Origin of the sequence: Amycolatopsis bullii (assembly GCF_014654205.1) — a bacterium.
GTDB classification, from domain to species: Bacteria; Actinomycetota; Actinomycetes; order Mycobacteriales; family Pseudonocardiaceae; genus Amycolatopsis; species Amycolatopsis plumensis.
In genome coordinates this window covers 1-19,702 of the sequence record NZ_BNAW01000049.1, presented here as the reverse complement: position 1 = coordinate 19,702, position 19,702 = coordinate 1, and the positions used below count along the sequence as shown (strand labels likewise).

General features: G+C 71.5%; 16 protein-coding genes. 6 read left to right on the top strand and 10 right to left on the bottom strand.

From position 1 onward, the window contains the following. Window positions 1-85: 85 nt before the first annotated feature. Window positions 86-496 carry a DUF3151 domain-containing protein gene (locus tag IE317_RS35970; RefSeq protein ID WP_043787367.1) on the top strand — a complete coding sequence of 137 codons (411 nt, stop codon included), beginning with the start codon at window positions 86-88 and terminating at the stop codon, window positions 494-496. 70 nt (window positions 497-566) lie between these two features. Here IE317_RS35970 and IE317_RS35965 read toward each other — a convergent pair whose 3' ends face one another. After that, the gene (locus IE317_RS35965; RefSeq protein ID WP_191315829.1) at window positions 567-1,790 is read right to left on the bottom strand and encodes an alpha/beta fold hydrolase; all 1,224 of its coding nucleotides are present in this window, start codon (window positions 1,788-1,790) and stop codon (window positions 567-569) included. 88 nt (window positions 1,791-1,878) lie between these two features. Between IE317_RS35965 and IE317_RS35960 the strand changes: the two genes are divergently transcribed. After that, window positions 1,879-2,523 (top strand): TetR/AcrR family transcriptional regulator, encoded by a 645-nt coding sequence (locus tag IE317_RS35960; protein WP_191315828.1) that lies wholly within the window; start codon window positions 1,879-1,881, stop codon window positions 2,521-2,523. Here the strand turns inward: IE317_RS35960 and IE317_RS35955 are convergent, their stop codons facing one another. The 3 genes from IE317_RS35955 to IE317_RS35945 form a co-directional block, all read right to left on the bottom strand. Next, on the bottom strand, window positions 2,524-3,687 hold the full coding sequence (locus IE317_RS35955; protein ID WP_191315882.1) for a GGDEF domain-containing protein: 1,164 nt from the start codon (window positions 3,685-3,687) through the stop codon (window positions 2,524-2,526). 321 nt (window positions 3,688-4,008) lie between these two features. Beyond that, the gene (locus tag IE317_RS35950; protein WP_191315827.1) at window positions 4,009-5,268 is read right to left on the bottom strand and encodes an MFS transporter; all 1,260 of its coding nucleotides are present in this window, start codon (window positions 5,266-5,268) and stop codon (window positions 4,009-4,011) included. Window positions 5,269-5,583: 315 nt separating this feature from the next. Then, a complete protein-coding gene (locus IE317_RS35945; RefSeq protein WP_191315826.1) occupies window positions 5,584-5,880 on the bottom strand; it encodes a hypothetical protein in 297 nt (98 codons plus the stop codon). A 171-nt stretch (window positions 5,881-6,051) separates the two neighbouring features. On the opposite strand from IE317_RS35945, the gene IE317_RS35940 reads away from it, so the two are divergent. Next, window positions 6,052-7,935 carry an FAD/NAD(P)-binding protein gene (locus IE317_RS35940; protein ID WP_191315825.1) on the top strand — a complete coding sequence of 628 codons (1,884 nt, stop codon included), beginning with the start codon at window positions 6,052-6,054 and terminating at the stop codon, window positions 7,933-7,935. 5 nt (window positions 7,936-7,940) lie between these two features. Here IE317_RS35940 and IE317_RS35935 read toward each other — a convergent pair whose 3' ends face one another. The 3 genes from IE317_RS35935 to IE317_RS35925 form a co-directional block, all read right to left on the bottom strand. Next, window positions 7,941-9,059, bottom strand: coding sequence for a glycosyltransferase (locus IE317_RS35935; protein WP_191315824.1), 1,119 nt, complete (start codon window positions 9,057-9,059; stop codon window positions 7,941-7,943). Window positions 9,060-9,080: 21 nt separating this feature from the next. Further along, window positions 9,081-9,719, bottom strand: a complete 639-nt coding sequence (locus IE317_RS35930) for an HNH endonuclease family protein (RefSeq protein WP_191315823.1) — start codon at window positions 9,717-9,719, stop codon at window positions 9,081-9,083. Window positions 9,720-9,809: 90 nt separating this feature from the next. Further along, window positions 9,810-10,454 (bottom strand): hypothetical protein, encoded by a 645-nt coding sequence (locus tag IE317_RS35925; protein WP_191315881.1) that lies wholly within the window; start codon window positions 10,452-10,454, stop codon window positions 9,810-9,812. 112 nt (window positions 10,455-10,566) lie between these two features. On the opposite strand from IE317_RS35925, the gene IE317_RS35920 reads away from it, so the two are divergent. Continuing rightward, window positions 10,567-11,853 (top strand): adenylosuccinate synthase, encoded by a 1,287-nt coding sequence (locus tag IE317_RS35920; RefSeq protein ID WP_191315822.1) that lies wholly within the window; start codon window positions 10,567-10,569, stop codon window positions 11,851-11,853. A gap of 11 nt (window positions 11,854-11,864) precedes the next feature. On the opposite strand, the gene IE317_RS35915 is transcribed toward IE317_RS35920, so the two are convergent. Both IE317_RS35915 and IE317_RS35910 read right to left on the bottom strand, forming a co-directional pair. Next, entirely contained in the window at window positions 11,865-12,362 is a 498-nt protein-coding gene (locus IE317_RS35915; RefSeq protein ID WP_191315821.1) for an OsmC family protein, read from the bottom strand. Between the two features lie 138 nt (window positions 12,363-12,500). After that, window positions 12,501-15,413 (bottom strand): ATP-binding protein, encoded by a 2,913-nt coding sequence (locus IE317_RS35910; protein WP_191315820.1) that lies wholly within the window; start codon window positions 15,411-15,413, stop codon window positions 12,501-12,503. A 190-nt stretch (window positions 15,414-15,603) separates the two neighbouring features. Between IE317_RS35910 and IE317_RS35905 the strand changes: the two genes are divergently transcribed. Further along, a complete protein-coding gene (locus IE317_RS35905; RefSeq protein WP_191315819.1) occupies window positions 15,604-16,512 on the top strand; it encodes a TIGR03564 family F420-dependent LLM class oxidoreductase in 909 nt (302 codons plus the stop codon). Here IE317_RS35905 and IE317_RS35900 read toward each other — a convergent pair. After that, window positions 16,493-18,127, bottom strand: a complete 1,635-nt coding sequence (locus IE317_RS35900) for a Na+/H+ antiporter (RefSeq protein ID WP_191315818.1) — start codon at window positions 18,125-18,127, stop codon at window positions 16,493-16,495. The genes IE317_RS35905 and IE317_RS35900 overlap by 20 nt on opposite strands. A gap of 148 nt (window positions 18,128-18,275) precedes the next feature. Here IE317_RS35900 and IE317_RS35895 point away from each other — a divergent pair, with 148 nt between their 5' ends. After that, window positions 18,276-19,511: an MFS transporter gene (locus IE317_RS35895; RefSeq protein ID WP_191315817.1), complete on the top strand. Its 1,236-nt coding sequence runs from the start codon at window positions 18,276-18,278 to the stop codon at window positions 19,509-19,511. Window positions 19,512-19,702: the final 191 nt, after the last annotated feature.

The window sequence follows — 19,702 nt, the reverse complement described above, 5'->3', positions numbered from 1 at the left end:
GGCCGTGCTCGTCGCCGCGCTGGTGCTGGCCGGCGGCGGGATCCTGGCGGGCTTGTTCTTCTGACCCGCGGGCAGAATGGCAGTCATGACGCACAACCTGCTCGGCCCCGAGCCGACGCTGCTGCCCGAGCACACCGCCGCCCAGGCCGCGCTCGACGCCGGGACCGACCCGGCCACCGTCGCGGCCGAACACCCCGACTACAGCGAGGCGTGGGCTTCGCTGGCCGAGAAGGCCCTGGACGCCGGCGAGACCGTCGCCGCGTACGCGTACGCGCGCACCGGCTACCACCGCGGTCTCGACCAGCTGCGCCGCGCGGGCTGGAAGGGCTTCGGTCCGGTGCCGTGGTCGCACCGCCCCAACCAGGGCTTCCTGCGTGCCCTCGCCGTCCTGGGCAAGGCCGCCGGCAAGATCGGCGAGACCGAGGAGTACGACCGCTGCCGGACGTTCCTCGCCGACTCCGACCCCGCCGCCGCGGAAGCCACCGGCCTCAAGTGACCCGCGCCCCTCGTGAGTGAGAAACAGGGTTAGAACACTGTTTCTCACTCACGACCGGGTGCGGCAGGGCTCAGAACCAGCCGCAGTTGACCGGCGCGGGGAGGCCGGCGAAGCGGCCCTCGAGCCAGGCGAACGCCTCCGGGTACGCCCGCACCGCGCCGAGCACGTGGGTCGGCACCAGTGACGTGCTGAACTGCACCTTCACGCCCTTGCCGCACCACGTCCGGCCCAGGTCGCGGTCCTGCGTGTAGGGCACGATGTCGTCGAGCGCACTGTGCACGATGAGCACCGGCGCCGTCGGCTTCAGGGTCCCGATCTTCTGCTCGGCCACCCGTGACGCGTACGGCTCCTCGCCGAGGTACGCGGTGAGCGAGCGGCCGTCGGTGGTCAGCGTCGAGGACTGCGTGAACGCGTGCGCGGCGATCGCCTCCACCGTGCACTCGGTCCGGACCTGCTCGAACAGCTGCTTCCCGCGCGCGTTGAGCAGCGCCGGGATGTTCAGCTCGGGGTAGGCGTAGTTCATGCTCACCAGCGCGAACCCGAGGAAACCGACCGCGTAGTGGCCGTCGAGGTTCTTGGCCACCTCGGCGAGGTCCGCCGGCACCGCCCCCGCGTACGCGCCCTTCAGCTTGAGCTCGGGCGCGTAGCTCGGCTGCAGTTCCGCCGCCGCGGCCGACGCGCCGCCGCCCTGGGAGTAGCCCGCGATCGCGACCGGGCCGTCGTCCGGGAGCCCCGCCTCCGGCAGCCGCTGCGCCGCGCGGATCGCGTCGAGCACGGCGTGGCCCTCGGACGCGCGGTTGACGTACGTGTGGTCCCCGGGCGTGCCCAGCCCTTCGTAGTCGGTGACGACGACGCCGTACCCGCGGGCCAGCAGCCCCGCGATGAACGGGCCTTCGTATTCGAAGCCCGCGGCAAGCGCTTTCGACGGCGCGCAGTCGTCGCCCTCGCCCTGGGTGCCGACGGCGTAGGACACGATCGGGCGCACCCCGGTGCCGTGCCAGGCCGACCGCGGGGTCAGCACCGTGCCGGTGACGGCGATCGGTGAGCCGTGCGTGTCGGTGCTGCGGTACATGATCCGCTGCACGCCGGCGTCGGCCTTGATCAGCTGGATCGGATCGATGTAGAACGTCGACGCCTCGTGCCGGATGACGTCGCCGTTGCCGCCGGCGGGCAGGGGCGACGGCGGGTCGTAGAAGGACGCCGCCGAGGCCGCGGGCGGGCCGAGCGTCGCCAGTGCCAGAACGAAAACCGTGGCGACGGCCGCGGAGAGGGCGCGGCGGAGGAAGATACGCATGCTTGCTCCTCGTTGAGCAGGTCGAGTGCGCGGGGAACACCTTTTTAGACAGAGGTGTCGGAAAAAGAGTCACGTGAGGTGGACCACTATGTCAAGCCCCGCTCCGCGCGGGCGGCCGCGCAAGCTCCCGGTTTCGGAGCAGCGCGCCCGCGTTCTGCAGGCGACCGCGCGGGTCGTCGCGCAGCACGGGATGCAGGGCGCGACGATCGAGCAGATCGCGCGCGAGGCCGGCGTCTCGCGCCAAGCCGTCTACGAGCAGTTCGGCGACCGGGCGACGCTGTTCGCCGAGGTCGTGGCGGAAACCGAAGAGAGGGCTTTCACCGCGATCGCGGGCCCTTCGGTGGCCGACGAGCAGCCCGGGCTGCGGGCCTGGGCGCGGGCAAACTACGCCAACATGGTCACCTTCGTCGCCGACCACCCCGAGGGCTACGGCGTGCTCCGCGCGGCCGAGCGCGCGGGCGACCCCGCTCTCACCCGGTTGAGGGAGAGGCTGGCCGTCGTCTACGCCGAAGCCAGCCGCAAGCGGTGGGCTGCCCACGGCATCGACTCCGGCCGTGCGGACCGCGCGCTCGTCACCCTGTTCTTCGCGATGACCGAGTCACTGGTCCAGGCCACCTGGGACGGCGAGCCGCCGGACCAGGACGCCCTGATCGACCTGCTCACCGAATTCACCGTGGGCGGCGTCGCCCGCCTGCAGACCAAGGCGAGCGACGTCATCGACCGGCTGCGGTAGCTAAGCCGCGGCCAAGGCCGCCGCGACCGAGCCCACCACCCGGTTGCGCCCGCCGTGTTTGGCCGCGTACACGGCCGCGTCGGCGGACGCCATCACCTCCTCGATGGACGAACCGTCCAGCGGGTAGGCGGCGACGCCGATGGACGCCGTCTGCCGTTCGATGTCGACGGCGGCGCCTTCGTTGGTCGTGGTGCTGATGATCAGCTCGCTGACCCGCTGCCGGATCCGCTCCGCGGTGACGATCGCGTCTTCCTTGGACGTCGACGGCAGCAGCGCGACGAACTCCTCGCCGCCGAACCGGCCGACCAGGTCGTGCGCCCGGGTCTCCTGCTTGACCACGGCGGCGACCGCCTTGAGCACGTCGTCCCCCGCGAGGTGCCCGTAGGTGTCGTTGATCCGCTTGAAGTGGTCGAGGTCGATCATCATGGCGCCGAAGCTGCCGTTCTCCCGCTCCGCCCGCGAGATCTCGCGCTGGGCGCCGTCCTGCCAGGTGGTGGCGTTGAGCAGCTGCGTCTTCTGGTCGGTGGTGGCCAGTTCTTCCAGCCGCTTGATCAGCACGGACCGCTGCAGCACGTAGAGCGGCAGGATGACCAGCACCGACAGCAGCGGCTCCTCGTTGAGGACCATCACCAGCAGTGCACCGACGCACAAAGTGGACAGCTCGAGCAGGTTGTCGTCCATGGTGCCGAGGCAGGACACCGGGGTCGCGTTCTTCGGGTCGGCCAGGTAGAGGCCGAGGCCGGTCAGCGCGGTGTTGACCGTGAAGAAGGCCAGCGCGGCCAGCGTCACCGTCGCCACGCCGCTGCCGATGGTCATGTGACCGACGACACCCGCGGAGAAGGCCGACAAGATCATCGTGGTCGCGTTCGCGGCCACGCGGTGAAATTCACCCGGACGGGTGCCAGACCAACTACGGAACGCCAAGTAGACGTACAGGACGACGCCGAGCGCGGCGATCAGCTGGGCCGGCAGGAGCAGGCCGGCGGGCAGCAGCCACACCGAAGTCATCGAGATGTAGGGCCCGTTGCTGAGGATGCGGCGCTGCCGCTCCAGCCGCCTGCTGACCTCCGTCTGCGCCACGGCCAGGGCTGTGAGCAGCGCAAACGTGCCCAGCTGGGCGACGGTGACCGGCACGGTCAACAGCGAGACGGCCGTCCAGCTCAGCATGACCGTGATGGCGGTCAGCGTCGCGATGATCCAGTCGCGGGGGCGGGTCCACAGTGCCCAGCCCCGCGCCCGAGAAATCAAGTCTTGGCCGCGCTGTTCCCCCGATGTGACCATTTTTCCCCCAGACCCTTGCGTGGTTGTACGGTGACAAAGTACTCACGGACAGTTTCAGACCGTTCGCCTGCTGTCCACAAGGGCTTTCGGTGTGTACTTTTTCTTTGACACCGGAACGAGAGGTGGCCAGCGATGCGCGGCAAAGAACAGTGACCGCACAGCGCACCGCAAGGTCGCGCAGGTCGAGCCCACGCGCGGGGCATGTCATGCATGTTCGGCGCGTGCGGCTTCTTTGTCGATCCATCGATCCGGCTCGCCGGACAGCGCCCGGCTCCACAGCGCCGCCAGCGGCAGCGTGAGCACGATCCCCACGATGCCGAAGATCCCGACCGTCCCGTGCGGGGTCAGCTGATCCGCGAGCACGCCACCGATCAGCGGGCTGATGCCCATCATCGTGGTCAGGCCCGTGTTGGACAGGCCCATCACCTGCGCCCGCTGCTCGTCGGGCACGGCCAGGGTCAGTGACGCGGTGGCCTGCAGCAGGCAGACCGTGCCCAGGCCGCCGGAGACGATGAACAGGACGATCGACGAGACCGGACCGGGGTTCAGGAAGCAGAGCACCAGCGGCACGGCGCACAGCGCCGACAGCGGGCCGATCAGCTTCGGCCGCAGCCGCGCGGGCACCCAGCGCGTGTAGGCGAAGGTCGCGATGACGCTGCCGATCGGGTCGGCCGCGAGCAGCAGGCCGATCGCCTCGGGCCCGCCGCCCGCTGCGGTGACGTACGGCGCGGCGATGCCCTCGTAGACCGGCAGCAGCCCCATCAGCCAGGTGAACAGCACCAGCGTCCGCAGCGGCCCGCTCGCGAACGCCGTCCGGCCACCGCCGCCGAGCGTCGCGAAGAAGGACTTGCGCTGCTCGCCGGTCGCCGCGGCCGGCCGGGCGCGGACGCCGAAGCGCACGAAAAGGGCCGAGAGCACGAAGGTGGCCGCGTCGACGACCAGCGCCACGTGCGGGTCGAGGGTGATCAGCAGCGCGCCGCCGCCGGCGAAGCCGAGCAGCTGGGCGGTCTGCACGGTCATGCTCCGGATGCCCATCCCGACGACGAACCGGTCGCCTTCGAGGACCTGCGGCAACAGGGCGAGCTGGGACGCCTTGAACGGCGGGTTGACCAGGGAAACGCCGCCGACCAGCACGCACATCAGCCAGAACGGCATGCCGGGCAGGGCGACCAGCAGGATCAGGCCGGCCCGCAGCAGGTCGACGAGCACCATCACGCTGCGGCGGGGGAAGCGGTCGGCGAAGCCGGTCAGGAAGATGCCGCCCAGCAGCGACGGCGCGTACGTCAGCGCGTAGGTCAGGCCGGTGAGCGTCGCGGAGTTCGTCCCGGTGAACACGAGGATGGACAGCGCGACCCTGGCCAGCTGGTCGCCGGCGATCGAGAGCAGCTCGCCGAACCACAGTGCCCGGAACTCGGCGATCCCGAACACCTCGCGGAACGTGACGCGATCCGGCGGTGCTGCCATGCGTTTCTCCCGACCTCTTGTGCAGACCGCGACCCTCGCATGACCTCCGGTGACGAGACGACCAGTCGGTCATGAGGCAGTCACGGTACGTGAGTTACCCCAGCCAGTGTCCCGTGACTGTTGGTAAATCTCTAGGTTCTTTCGCTGGTATCCAAGGTGTCACGGAGCTTTCCCGAACGGGTCAGACGATAGCCCGCAGTGTCTGACCGGTCGCCCAGGAGTCACCAATGGATCATTCCGTACCGCTTGGTCGGTCGCCAGGGGCAAAAGTAGCCACCTCGCGAGCGGGAGGTGACTCCCGGGGAAACGGGCGCCTCAGCTCCGGCCACGCGCGCGTTCGATGACCTCGATCGACGCGCGGACCTGCTCGAAGGTGGGCGGGGCCGCCCGGTTGAACACGACGGTCAGGGACCGGCGCGGGATGACCACGAACTCGACGTCGACCCCGGCCGCCTCCGCGGCGGCCTCGACGACGTCCCGCCAGTGCTCGGGGTCGATCCCGTCCGGATCGGCCCATTCGTGGGCGAAGATCGCCCAGTTCCCCCGGAGCAGGGTGCCGACCACGTCCTGCGCGGTGTGGACGCGGCGCGGCGAACCGATCTCATCGGCCAAGTATTCGCAGGTGAAGGTGGGTGTTCGAGGCCCGGGCGCCTGGGTGGACGAAGGTCAAGTTCGCTCCTTTCGCCGGTGTGCCCCAGGGATTCGGAGCCGGGGGCGGCGTGGATGGGTTCCGCCCTGTGGGAAGGACTTCCGGCGCCGGAACCCCGGCGTAGCTTCGGGTTCGTGGCCGATCTCCCGCCGTTCACCCTGGCTGTCGTGGGCGCCGGACCCCGCGGGGTCGGCGTCCTCGAACGGCTCGGCGCGAACGCCGCGGAGCTGTCCGGCGGCCGTCGGCTCGAGGTGCACCTGATCGACCCGTTCCCGCCGGGGCCCGGCCGGGTGTGGCGCTACGACCAGTCACCGCTGCTGCGGATGAACTCCATGCCCGAGGACGTCACGATGTTCACCGACGAGTCGGTGAAGATGGCGGGCCCGGTGCGGCCGGGACCGTCGCTGCTGGAGTGGGCGCGGAAGGTGCGTGACGGCGGGCTCGACGCCGACGTGCCGCCCGACGTCGCCGGCGAGCTGACGGCGCTCGACCCGTTCCACTTCCCCACCCGGCGGCTGCAGAGCGCCTACCTGACCTGGGTGTACCGGAAGGTCGTCGAGGACCTGCCCGACGGCATCGACGTCGTCGAGCACGCGGCCCGCGCGACCGGCGTCGACGGGAACACCGTCAGCCTGTCCGACGGCACGGCGGTCGTGGCGGACGCCGTCGTCTTCACCGTCGGGCACCTCGACGCCGAACCCGACGAGCGGGAGCGCGAGCTGGTGGCGTTCGCCGCGCGGCACGGGCTGGCCTACTACCCGGCCGGCTACACCGCCGACGTCGACTACGCGGGCGTCGAACCGGGGGAAACCGTGCTGGTGCGCGGCTTCGGGCTGGCCTTCGTCGACCTGATGCTGTTGCTGACCGAGGGCCGTGGCGGCCGGTTCGAGGACCTGCCGTGCGGCGGCCTGCGCTACCACCCGAGCGGCGCGGAGCCGGTGCTGCACGTCGGCTCGCGGCGCGGAGTGCCCTACCACGCGAAGATCGGCTACCGGCTGCGCGGGAAACCGTTGCGGCTGCCCAGGTTCTTCGACGCCTACGCGATGGACGCGCTGGCCGGGGACGCGCTCGACTTCCGCGCCGACGTCTGGCCGCTGATCGCCAAGGAACTGGCCTGGGGCTACTACAGCGAGCTGTTCACCGGGCACCCCGAGCGCGTCCGCATGGACTTCGCCGTGTTCGCCGACGCCTTCGCCGACCTGGCCTGGGATTCGCCGTCCATGCGGGAGCTCGTCGCGCGGGCGGTGCCGGCCGAGGCCGACCGGCTCGACCTCGACCGGCTGGACCGGCCGATGGCAGGACGCGAGTTCGGCACGGCGGAGGAGTTCGGCAAGGAGCTGCGCAAGTACGTCGAGGTCGACCTGGCGCGCCGGGCGGACCAGGAATTCAGTGCCGACCTGGGCGCCTTCATGGCGCTGCTGTCGGTGTACGGCCAGCTGCCCGTGCTCGTCCACAAAGGACGGCTGGACGCGGCGTCCCAGGTGTCCGATATGGACGGCTGGTTCCACGGGTTCTTCTCCTACTACGCCAGCGGTCCGCCGCCGCGCCGGCTGGAGGAGCTGCTGGCCCTTCACGAAGCCGGGATCGTGTCCTTCGCGGGCGCGGAAATGCGGGTGACGGCGGAGCGCGGGGTCTTCGTGGCGTCGTCGGCGAGTCACCCGGAGACCGTCGAGGCCCGCACGCTGATCGAGGCGCGGCTGCCGGACCCGAGCGTGACCCGCGCGGCCGACGGCCTGCTCCGGCAGCTGCGCGACGCGGGCGAACTGGCGGAGGAGACGGTGGCGGACCCGGTGACGGGGGCCCTGCTGCCGTCTGGCCGCATCCACACGCGGGTGTCGGACTCCCGCCTGCTCGACGGGACGGGCCGCCCCCACCCGCACCGGTTCGCGGTGGGCCCGCACACGAGCGCCCGCTCGGCGGCGGCCTTCACCCGGCCGCGGACGAACGCGCTGTCCTTCCGCCAGAACGACGCCGTAGCCCGCGAAATCCTGGCCCTGGCCAACCCCGCGATGCAGTGAATGAGTCATTCACTGCATTCCCAGCTCCAGGCGACCAGTTCGTCGAGCACTGTCTCGGGTGCGGGCATGGCGGCGATTTCGGCCGCGATCCCTCGCGCGATCTCTCGCGCCGCGGAGTCGTCCAGGAGTTCGCGGGCCGCCGCTTCGATCGCGTCGATGCGGATGGCGTCGCCCACCAGTGCCTTCGCCGCGCCGAGGGCCGAGAGCGCCTCCGCGTTGGCGAACTGGTCGGCACCCTGGGGCAGGATCAGCTGCGGCAGGCCGGCGGCGAGCGTGCCGAGCACCGTCCCCGTGCCGCCGTGGTGCACCACCATGCCCGCGTGTTCCAGCACCTCGGCCTGGGGCACGAACCCGGCCACCCGCACGTTTTCCGGCACCGGGCCCAGCGCCGCGGGATCACCGGGGCCGACCGCCACGACCACGTCCACCGGCAGCCGCGACAGGGCGGCGATCGCCCCGCGCAGCACCTGGGTCGCGCCGAAGACCACCGTGCCCAGCGTCAGGTACACGAAGCCGTCTCGCGGGAGCGGCGGCAGCGGGACGTCGGCGTTGTACGGCGTCGGGCGCATCCGGAACACCTTCGGCACGGCCGCCGTACCGGGGTCGCGGACGCTGTCGGGCCAGACGTCGACGCAGGCGTCGCCGAGCATGGCGTCCGCGGGCGGGGTGTCCCAGAGCGGCGCCAGCCGTTCGGCCGCGACGGACAGGACCTCCGGGGACACCGACCGGCCGATCACGTGCGACACCGCCGGGATGCCCGCCCGCTGCGCCAGCGCACCGGTGCCGACGTCACTCTGCTCGTAGACCACGAGATCCGGGCGGAGCCCGGGCAGCAGCGGCCGCAGGTCGGCCATCGTCGCCCGCGGGAGCAGCTCGGCGAACATCGTGATGCCGACGTCGAGGAAGCCGGCGTCCTCGCCGTGCCGCCGCTTGGCCTCGGCTTCCGCGTCCGCGATGGAAACGCCCACGCGGTGGGCTTCGAAGCCGAGTGCGCGGACCTGGGGCACGAACGCTTCGCCGGTGCCGAAGACGACCTCGTGCCCGGCCGCGCGCGCCGCGTTCGCCAGCGGCAGCAGGGGGAAGAGGTGGCCGTACGCCGGGCGGCACGTCATGAGGATCCGCACCGCCCCGAGCGTACCGGTTTTTCAGCAGCGGCCGAGCATGTCGGTCAACGCGGTCTTCTCCGCGGAATTGACCGTCAGCTTGAACTTGTACTTCACGGCCACCCACATCTTCGCGTAGGTGCACCAGTAGCCGACCAGCGGCGGCTTCCACTGGTCGGGCGACTTGTCACCCTTCTCCTGGTTCACGTTGTCGGTCACGGCGATCAGCTGCGGATCCGACAGGTCGTTCGCGAACGCCTGGCGCTGCGCGGTCGTCCACGACGACGCACCGGTGCGCCACGCGTCGGCCAGCGGCACGACGTGGTCGATGTCCACATCGGACGCCGCGGTCCAGGTCGCGCCGTCGTACGGGCTGACCCACTTGCCGGAGGTCGCGGCGCAGCTCGAATCGGTCACCACGTTCGTGCCGTCGCGCTTCAGCACCACTTCGCGCGTGTTGCAGCTGTTGCCCTGGTCGATCCAGTGCGGGAACTTGTCGCGGCTGTAGCCGGTCTGCGAGCCGTCGGCCTTGACGGTCAGGGCCGCGAGCTCGGACTTCGCCGTGGTGGCCGACGGGATGCCGGGCGGGGTCGCGTCCGCGACGCCGGCCAGGGTTCCGGACAGCACGGCGGTGATCGCGAGGACGGTGAACGAATGACGAACAGCACGCCTGGTTGGCATCTTGCTGCCTCCGTGTCAGGGGTGGGGACAGCTAACCCTGAAGCACGGGAGTGGCGCGTACAACACGTATAGGTGACATGTGGCTGTCCGTCAAATGGCTCCCCGCACCAGCCGCAGGTCCTCGGTGTGCCGGTACCAGGTCCACTTGTTCACCGCGCGCTCGAAGACGACGTCGTCGCGCACCGGCCGGGTCGGGATGCAGCCGATCTGGAACGCGCGGGAGTACAGCGTCGTCGGCCGCTTGAAGACGGTGCCCTTCACGACGCGGACGGCCAGGCCGGGACCGCCCGGGTCCGGCGTTACCTCGATCGACGCGGCCGGCCCGCGGAGCGCCACCTGCTCGTCGGCGTACGCGACGCCGCGGACCAGCCGCAGCTGCCCGCGTCCGACGAGCACGCCGCCGACGTCGTCGCGGATCAGCGGCACCGGGTCGACCTCGCCGCGCAACGCCAGCGCGAGCGCCTGCAGCGGCGTCTTCGGCAGTCCCCAGAGCGCGCCGACGACCGAGTCCGGCGACGACGGCACGAACCCGACCGACACGCCGGAGATCGCGTCCTTCCGGAGCAGGCGCAGCACCACCGCGGCGAGGTCCGCGTCCGTGCCCGAGACCACCAGATGATCGTGTTCGCCCAGCAAGGGGTCGATTTCCGCCTTGCCGGGGCGGCTCGGGACGCGGATCGACTCGACGTCGTCGACCTCTTCGAAGCCGGCCGCGCCGTCGCCACAGGCCACCACGATTCCGCGCACCCGCAGGTCCTCCGTTACAGTCATGCACCGGCATTTCGTCAGCGCCACCGGTGTCCGTCCGGGACACTAAACCTCAGTCGTCGAACACCTGGAGTGTCACATGCCGGCCATCGTGCTCATCGGTGCCCAATGGGGAGACGAAGGCAAGGGCAAGGCCACCGACCTGATGGGTGACCGCGTCCAGTGGGTCGTCCGCTACCAGGGTGGCAACAACGCCGGCCACACGGTGGTCCTGCCGAACGGCGAGAACTTCGCCCTGCACCTCATCCCGTCCGGCATCCTGACCCCGGGCGTGACCAACGTCATCGGCAACGGCGTGGTGGTGGACCCCGGCGTGCTGCTCGATGAGCTGTCCGGCCTGGAAGCGCGGGACGTCGACACGTCCAAGCTGCTGATCTCGGCCGACGCGCACCTGATCATGCCGTACCACGTGGCCATCGACAAAGTCACCGAGCGCTACCTCGGCAGCCGCAAGATCGGCACCACCGGCCGCGGTATCGGGCCGTGCTACCAGGACAAGATCGCCCGCGTCGGCGTCCGCGTGCAGGACCTGCTCGACGAGAAGATCTTCCGCCAGAAGGTCGAAGCCGCGCTGGAGTTCAAGAACCAGGTGCTGGTGAAGGTCTACAACCGCAAGGCGCTCGACGCCGACCAGGTCGCCGACGAGGTGCTGGCGGCGGGCGAGAAGTTCGCGCACCGCATCGCGGACACACGCCTGCAGCTCAACCAGGCGCTGGAGCGCGGCGAAACGGTGCTGCTGGAGGGGTCGCAGGGCACGCTGCTCGACGTCGACCACGGCACGTACCCGTTCGTGACGTCGTCGAACCCGACGTCCGGCGGTGCGAGCGCGGGTTCGGGCATCGGGCCGGGCCGCATCACGACGGTGCTCGGCATCCTCAAGGCCTACACCACGCGAGTCGGCTCCGGCCCGTTCCCGACCGAGCTGCACGACGAGTCCGGCGAGTACCTGCGCAAGCAGGGCGGCGAATTCGGCGTGACGACCGGCCGGTCGCGGCGCACCGGCTGGTTCGACGCGGTGATCGCGCGGTACGCGGTGCGCGTCAACGGCATCACCGACTACTTCCTCACGAAGCTGGACGTGTTGTCCGGCCTGGAGAAGGTTCCGGTGTGCGTCGGCTACGAAGTCGACGGATTCCGCACGCAGGACATGCCGATGACGCAGACCGACGTGCACCACGCGATCCCGATCTACGAAGAGCACCCGGGCTGGTTCGAGGACATTTCGGCGTGCCGCACGTTCGAGGAGCTCCCGGCGAACGCCCGCGCGTACGTCGAGCGCCTGGAAGAGCTGTCGGGCGCCCGGATTTCCGCGATCGGCGTCGGCCCCGGCCGGGAGCAGACGATCGTGCGGCACACGTTTGTGTAAGGCGCTGCCGTCTAGGTCAGCTTCGTGCTGACGGGCGTTTCGTTCCGGAACAGGTCGAGCACCGGGCAGTGCTCGTCGACCTCGCGCTTGAGGTCTTCGTAGCGCTCCCGGCTCGCCGGCCCTTCGAGTTCGACGGACACGCGGACGTCCCCGAAGCCGGGCCGCGTGTTGAAGGAGAAGCCGAAGAAGCCGTGCAGATCGAGGTCCCCGTCGACGGTGACCTTGACGGAGTCGAGCGGAATCCCGCGTTTCGCCGCCCAGAACTGGTAGGTGATCACCTGGCACGACCCGAGGGCGGCGAGCGCGAACTCGACGGGGTTGGCGGCCTGGTCGGTCCCGCCGAGCGCGGGCGGTTCATCGATGGTGAAGCGGTGGTCCCGCACCTTCACCTCGACTTCGGTCCTGGTCCCCGGCTTGAGCGCGTGGTCCACGCTGAAGGAAACGGCGGCGTTGTGCGGATCGGCGTCGACGGCCTTGCGGGTGCCTTCGATGACTTCGGTCAGCGACATGGGTTCTCCTGAAGATCGTGATTTCGCTTCAGGGTGGGCGATGTCACGGCGGCCCGCTCGGGTTCTCATGCGTTGGGAGCCGGGGTGTCCGGCATCCGGAAGCGCTTGCCCGCAGCCGCGGCAGCCGATATCCGCGGGTCATGCTCCCCCGGCGACGGCCGCGAGTCCGTGGTAGCCGTGGGTTTTCGCCAGCTGCAGAGCGGCCCCGATGTAGTGGACGGCCCGGTCGGGTGAACCGGCTGCCCGGTGGGCGTGCCCGATGGTGATGAGCGCTTCGCATTCGTCGAACCGGATGCCGGCCCGCCGGGCCATGCGGAGTGCGTGGTGGCCGCTGAGCAGAGCCTGCTCGTGGCGCCCGTCGGCGAGCCTGCTCACCGCGAGCGCCGCGTGCCCGGCGATCTCGGCGCCGGTGTCCCCGATACCGCGCGCGGCTTCGAGCGCTTCCTCCGCCAGGCGAACGGCTCGTGCGGTGTGACCGGTGCCGGCGTGGACCCTGCTGAGCACCGCGAACGCGTAGGCCTCGGTGCACCGGTCGTTGATGTGCCGGGCGAGTTCGGCGGCTTCTTCGGCGATCGAACGGGCCGTGCCGTAGTCGCCCGCGCGGGCGACTACGCGGGCGAGCAGGAGCAGGTCGTCCGGACACCGCGTGTCGGTGGCCAGCGCCTTGTGCATCGCGGTTGCTTCGGCCAGCCGGCCGCGGTGTTCGTGGAGGATGCCGACATTGCGGCGGCAGACCGGGTTGCGCTCCGGGTCGAGCGCGGCGGCCTCGGCGAACAGCGTGCCCGCCCGGTCGAGGTCGCCGGTGAAGAGGTGGAGGGTCGCCAGGTTTTCCAGCACGCCGACGACGCCCCGCCGGAACCGGAGTTCGCGGTAGAGCCGGAGAGCGGCCCGGAAATGCGTGACGGCGAGCTCGAAGTCGTAGCGGAGTGCGCTGGTGGCCGCGAGGTTGTTGTGCGCGGCCGCCCGCAGTTCGGCCTCGCCGGTGGCGTCGGCGGCGGCGAGGCCGATCCGGGCCAGTTCCGGGCTTTCCGCCAGCCAGGTCGTCATGCTGTGCCCGCGCAGGGCGTCGACGAGCTGCCAGGCCGTCCGGTGGTACCGGCGGGCGTGGGCGTGCCGGATCGCCGCGACGAGGTTGGGGACTTCGTCGTCGAGCCACGTCCGCGCGGCTTGCTCGCTTCCGAACACGCACCGCTGCGGCGCGTTCTGCCGCAGGAGGTCCGGGTACAGCAGGTCGGCGGCCGCGCCGGTGTGGACGAGGTAGTGCTCGAGCAGGGCACGCGTCGCCGTGTCGCGTTCCTCCTCGCCGCACTCGAGGTCCGCGCGCTCGGCGGCGTACTGGCGGAGGAGCTCGTGCAGGCGGTAGCGGCCCGGCGCGTGCTCCTGGACGAGGTGGGCCAGCGCGAGCCGTTCGAGGTGGCGAGCCGTCGTCGCGGCCGGCGCACCGGTCAGCGCGGTGACGGCGGCGGGAGTCGTGTCCGGCCCGGGCACCAGGCCGAGCAGCCGGAACGTGCGGCGGGTCGCGGTGTCCAGCGCGGCGTAGGAAAGGTCGTACGCGCCGCGGACCGCGCTGGTTTCGCCGTCGGTCGTCAGGCTGTCCAGCACGCCGTGGGCGCGCAGGTCGGCGAGGTGGTCGGCGACCCGGCGGCCGGACCGGTGCCGGAGCTGGGCGCCGGTGATGCGCAGGGCGATCGGCAGCCGCGCACACGTCTCGGCCAGTTCGGCCGTGGCCGCCGGTTCGCGGGCTGCCCGTCCGGACCCGATCGCGGCCGCGAGGACGGCCGCCGCGTCGGCCGCGTCGAGGACGTCCAGCGAAACGCGCTGGGCGCCGTCGAGGGCGACCAGGCCGTCCAGGCGGTTGCGGCTGGTCACCAGGACCACGCAGTCCGGTGCCGCGGGCAGCAGCGGCCGGACCTGCCCGGGATCGAGCGCGTCGTCGAGCACGCAGAGCACGGACTTGGCCGCCAGCACGGACCGGTACAACGCCGCGGCTTCGTCGACGTCCTCGGGGATCTGCCGGGCCGGGACACCCAGCGCCCGCAGGAACCGCGCGAGAACCGGTCCCGGCCGGGCCGAGCGGCGGAGGTCGGCGTACAGCTGCCCGTCGGGAAACCCGTCGCGGACGCGGTGCGCCCACTGCGTCGCGAGGTCCGACTTGCCGACCCCGGCGGTTCCGACGACGACGCCGAGGCGCGGCCCGTCGCCGCCGGGCAGCAGCCGGTCGAGGGCCAGCAGTTCGGTGCGGCGGCCGTGGAAGCCGGCCGCGGCACGGGGAAGCTGCGCGGGACGCAGTGGCGAGGGGGCGGCGGCGACCTGGTGCCGCAACACGGCCAGCTGTGCCTCGCGCAGGTCCGGACCGGGTTCGGCACCCAGGTCACCGGCCAGCCTGCTGGTGATCGTGTCGTAGGCGTCGAGCGCCGCCGCCGGTTGGCCGGCGGCGGCCAGCGCGAGCATGAGCAAGGCCCAAAGCCGTTCGTGCAGCGGGTGATCGGCCACCAGCCGGTGCAGCTCGGCAGCCACTTCGGCGCACGCACCCAGGTTGAGCCGTGCGCGGCAGTGGTGTTCGACGGCGGCGAGCCGGGCGTCGACCAGCCGCTGTGCCTCGCCCTCCACCGCGGTGGTCGTCGCGAGGTTGCCCAGCGGGTGGCCGCGCCACAGCGCCAAAGCGCGCCCGAGCGTCGCCGCGGCGGACTCGTCGTCGCCCGCGAGCAGCGCCCGGCGCCCCGCCGCGGCGAGGTGCTCGAACCGCTCGGTGTCGAGTTCGCCCGGCCGGACTTCGACCAGGTAGCCGCCGGCCCTGGCGTGGATGCGCCGGGCACCGCCGTCGAGCGTGGCGAGCTGCCGGCGTAGCTGGGCGACGTGGGTGCGCAGGTTCGCCGCCGCCGACGGCGGGGCCGCCACGCCCCAGATCACGTCGATCAGCCGGTGCGGCGCAACCACCGCGCCGGGCGCCAGCAGCAGCGCGGCGAGCAGGGCGCGCTGCCGCTGTGAGGCCAGCTGCAGGTGCCCGGTTCCCGACCGGACCTCGACCGGGCCGAGGAGCAGGAACTCCACGGCATCCCTCCCCGTGCGCTTCGCGTGCCCGTTCGATGTTCGCCGGATGTGCCGATTCTGTACAGCCTCGCTGCCACTGTGGGGTCGCCGGGCGGGGCGCACGGCGGGGCGAGGGGGCTCGCCGTGCGCGCCGCCGGTCCCAGCCACTGGGAAGCCGGAAACCGGTGGCGCCGCTCGCTAACTTGGGTTCATGACCATCGGAGTCGCGCTGCCGGCCGGGGACACGGACTCGGCACCGAACCTCGTCGACGAACTGATCACCCAGACCCGCCAGGCCGCGGAGGCCGGCCTGAAGTCGGTCTGGTTCTCCCAGCTGCCGCTCAGCCAGGACGCCGTCGCGATCGCCGCGCTGGCCGGGCGGGAGGTGCCCGGCATCGAAATCGGGACCTCGGTCGTGCCCACCTACCCGCGGCACCCGTTCCTGGTCGCGAGCGCCGCGCAGACCGCGCAGGCCGCCACCGGCGGGCGGTTCACCCTCGGGATCGGGCTCGGCTCGAAGGGCTTCCTCGGGCCCGTCTACGGCGTCGACTACCCGCCGCCGATCCGGCACCTGCGCGAGTACCTGACCGTCCTGCGGCGGGTCTTCGCCGGGGAAACCGTCGACTTCGCGGGCGAGACGATCACCGCGCGGGCGCCCGGACCGTCCACTGTGGCCGGTGGCGGGGACATCCCGGTCATCGTCGCCGCGATGGGACCGCAGGCCCTCGCCGTCACCGGGGAACTGGCCGACGGCACCCTCCCTTACCTCGCCGGTCCGCGCGCGCTCTCCGAAGTGATCGTCCCGGCCCTCCCCGACGGCAAACGCGTCATCGCCGCCGTTCCCGCCGTGGTCACCGACGATCCCGACGCCGTCCGTGCGCTCGCCGTCGAGCAGATGGCCTTCTACGGGCAGATTCCGTCGTACCGGAAGATCCTCGACGCGGAAGGGTTGGACCACCCCGCCGACCTGGCCCTGATCGGCGACGAGAAGACCGTCGCGGAAGGGATCCGGCGGTACTACGACGCCGGTGCCACCGACGTCGTCCTCACCCAGACCGGCATCCGCTCCGCCGAAGAGCGGCTCCGGACCTGGGCGGCGCTCAGCTCATCCGGTTCGTGAGCGTCGCCGACACCGACATCTCCTCCAGATCCAGTTCGCGCAGCACCTTCCGCAGCACTTCGTCGTCGAGCCGGCCCGCGCGGTTCTCCTCGATCATCGCCTTGCGCTGGGTGATCAGCAGCTCGCGCCGGGCCTTCGCGAACTGGGCCTGCGGGCTGCCGGAATGTTCCTCGCCGGACAGCGTGATCGCCGCCTTGGCGAACCGGTAGCGCATGTCGATCAACCGCTGGAGCCGTTCCTTGAGCCGGTCGACCTTCTCCTGGGGCAGGTCCAGCGCGGCCAGCCGCTCGTGGCTGATCTCGCGCAACCGCTCCTGCGCCGCCTTCTTCGCGACCTCGCGCGCGGCCAGCTCCTCTTCCTCGTCGCGGGCGGCCTCGGACGGGTCCTCGACCTTCAGGACGCGGATCAGCGGGGGCAGCGTCAGCCCCTGGATGAGCACCGTGCCGATGGCCACGGTGAACGCGAACAGCTGAATTTCCGCGCGTCCCGGGGTGTTCGCCGGGACGCCGGCCGCCGCGGCGAGCGTCACCACGCCGCGCATGCCCGTCCACGAAACCACCGCCAGCGTCCGCCACGACGGTGCTTCGCGGTCCCGGCCGAACAGCCGGACCGTCTGCGGCAGGTACGCGGACGTGAACACCGCGGGAATCCGGACCAGCATCGTCACCGCCAGCACGGCCACGGCGACCAGCACCAGCGTCCGGTTGTCGCGGGCCGCGTGCTGCGCCTCGTCGAGGACGAACGGCAGCTGCAGCCCCATCAACGCGAAGACCAGCGCCTCCAGCAGGACGTCGATCGAGGCCCACACCGAGCTGTCCTGCATGCGGGTCGCCGGGGACGCGTACAGCGTGCGGTGCCCCAGGAGCAGGCCCGCCGCGACGACCGCGAGCACGCCGGACCCGCTGAAGTCCTCGCTGAACGGGTGCAGGTGCTCGGCGGTGACGTACGCGGCGAACGGCACGATGATCCCGAACGCCGACTCCATCAGCGGGTCGTCGAGCTGCCGCCGGATCAGCACCACGAGCGCGCCGATGGCCAGGCCGACGCCGATGCCCAGCACGGTCGCCACCCCGAACACCGCGAACCCGTGCCCGGCCGAGCCCGCGGTGCCCGCGACGGCGGCGAGGGCGACCTTGTACAGCGTCAGCGCGGCGGCGTCGTTCACCAGGCTTTCCCCGGTCAGCACGGTCATCACCCGCCGGGGCAGGCCGAGCTTGCGCCCGATCGCCACCGCCGTCACCGCGTCCGGCGGCGCCACCACCGCGCCGAGGACCAGCGCCGACGCGAACGGCACGTCCGGCAGCAGCAGGTGCACGACGACGGCGACGACCACGGCGGTCACGGCGACCAGCACCACGCCGAGCGCGACGATCGGCCGCAGTGCCCGCTTGAAGTGCGTCAGCGAGCTCTCGAGCGAAGTCGAGTAGAGCAGCGGCGGCAGCACGAGGCTGAGGATCAGCTCCGGCTCGAGCTCCAGCCGCGGCACGCCGGGGATCAGCGCGACGCCGAGCGCGACGACCACCACCAGCAGCGGCGCCGACAGGTTGCAGCGCCGGGCGATCGCGGTCAGCACCAGCGAACCGGCGAGCACGCCCATCAGCGTCAGAATTTCCACCCGGCCGATCTTTCCGCAGGTCGGGCCGCCCTGCTCGACTTCCGGTGAGCGGAAAGCCGCTGGATTGTGCCGGACCCCGGGTGCATACTTGTTCGCAATACGCACACCTGTGCGGAAGACGTGCACCGACGCACCTCCGGAGGTTCCGATGTCCCCTGGCGCCCGCTCCTGGGTCGTGCCCCTGGCCTGGACCGCCGTCCTGCTCGACGGGTTCGACCTGGTCGTGCTCGGCACGGTGCTGCCCGTGCTGCTGAAAGGCCACGTCTGGGGCCTGACCCCCGCCACGGCGTCGGTCGTGTCGACCGTCGGGCTCGCCGGGATGATGCTGGGTGGCCTGGCGATCGGCACGGTCACCGACGTCATCGGCCGCCGGAAGTCCCTGATCATCTCCGTGACGCTGTTCTCGCTGTGCACCCTGCTGTGCGCGTTCGCGCCGTCGACGTTCGTCTTCGGCCTGCTGCGGTTCGTCGCCGGACTCGGCCTCGGCGGCTGCCTGCCGACCGCGATCACGCTGGTCACCGAGTACGCGCGCCAGGGCAGGTCGGGCAGCGCGACGACCACGGTGATGACCGGCTACCACGTCGGCGCGGTGCTGACCGCGCTGCTGGGCATCGTGCTGATCTCGCCGCTGGGGTGGCGCGCGATGTTCGTCGCCGGCGCGATCCCGGCCGTCGTGCTGGTCCCGCTGATGCTGAAGTACCTGCCGGAATCCGAGACGTTCCAGCGGGTCCGCGAGACGGAGCGGTCGGCGGGGCACGCCGTCAAGGGGCTGTTCCGCGGCGGGCTGCTGCGCGCGACGATCGCCTTCTGGGTCACCTCGTTCATGGGCCTGCTGCTGGTCTACGGCCTGAACACGTGGCTGCCGGAGATCATGCGCCAGGCCGGGTACCCGCTCGGCGCCGCGCTGAGCCTGCTGCTGACGTTGAACGTCGGGGGCATCGTGGGCCTGCTCGTCGCGGGCCGGGTCGCCGACCGCGTCGGCATCCGCCCGTCGGCCATCGCCTGGTTCTGCGCGGGTGCGGTGTTCCTCGCCCTGCTGAGCGTGAAACTGCCCGCGGTCGGGCTGTACGCGGCGGTGTTCCTGACCGGCTGCTTCGTGTTCAGCGCCCAGGTGCTGGTGTACGCCTACATCGGCCGGATCTACCCGGACGCGATCCGCGCGACCGGCCTCGGCTGGTCCGCCGGCATCGGCCGGGTCGGCGCGATCTCGGGCCCGCTCCTCGGCGGCGCGCTGCTGACGGCGGGAATCGCGTATCCGTGGGGCTTCTACGCGTTCGCGGGTGTCGGTGCGCTGGGCGCGGCGGCCGTGACGGTGGTCCGCCCCGGCCGCCGCTCCCCGGCGTCCGGCCGTGCCCCGGCCCCGGAAAGCCAAGCGACATCCTGAGCCCGCCGCGGCAGCTCGTGAGTGGTAAGGCGGGTTCCAACCCGCTGTGCTGTCTCAGGACCTCACGGACAGGTGTGTTTCAGGACTTCGCGGACAGTTTGTGGTTGGTGAGGGGTTGGTAGCGTACCGAGCGGTCTAGCGTGAGCTGGCGGGTGACGGTGTCGCCGATCATGACGGTGACGCGGTCGCCT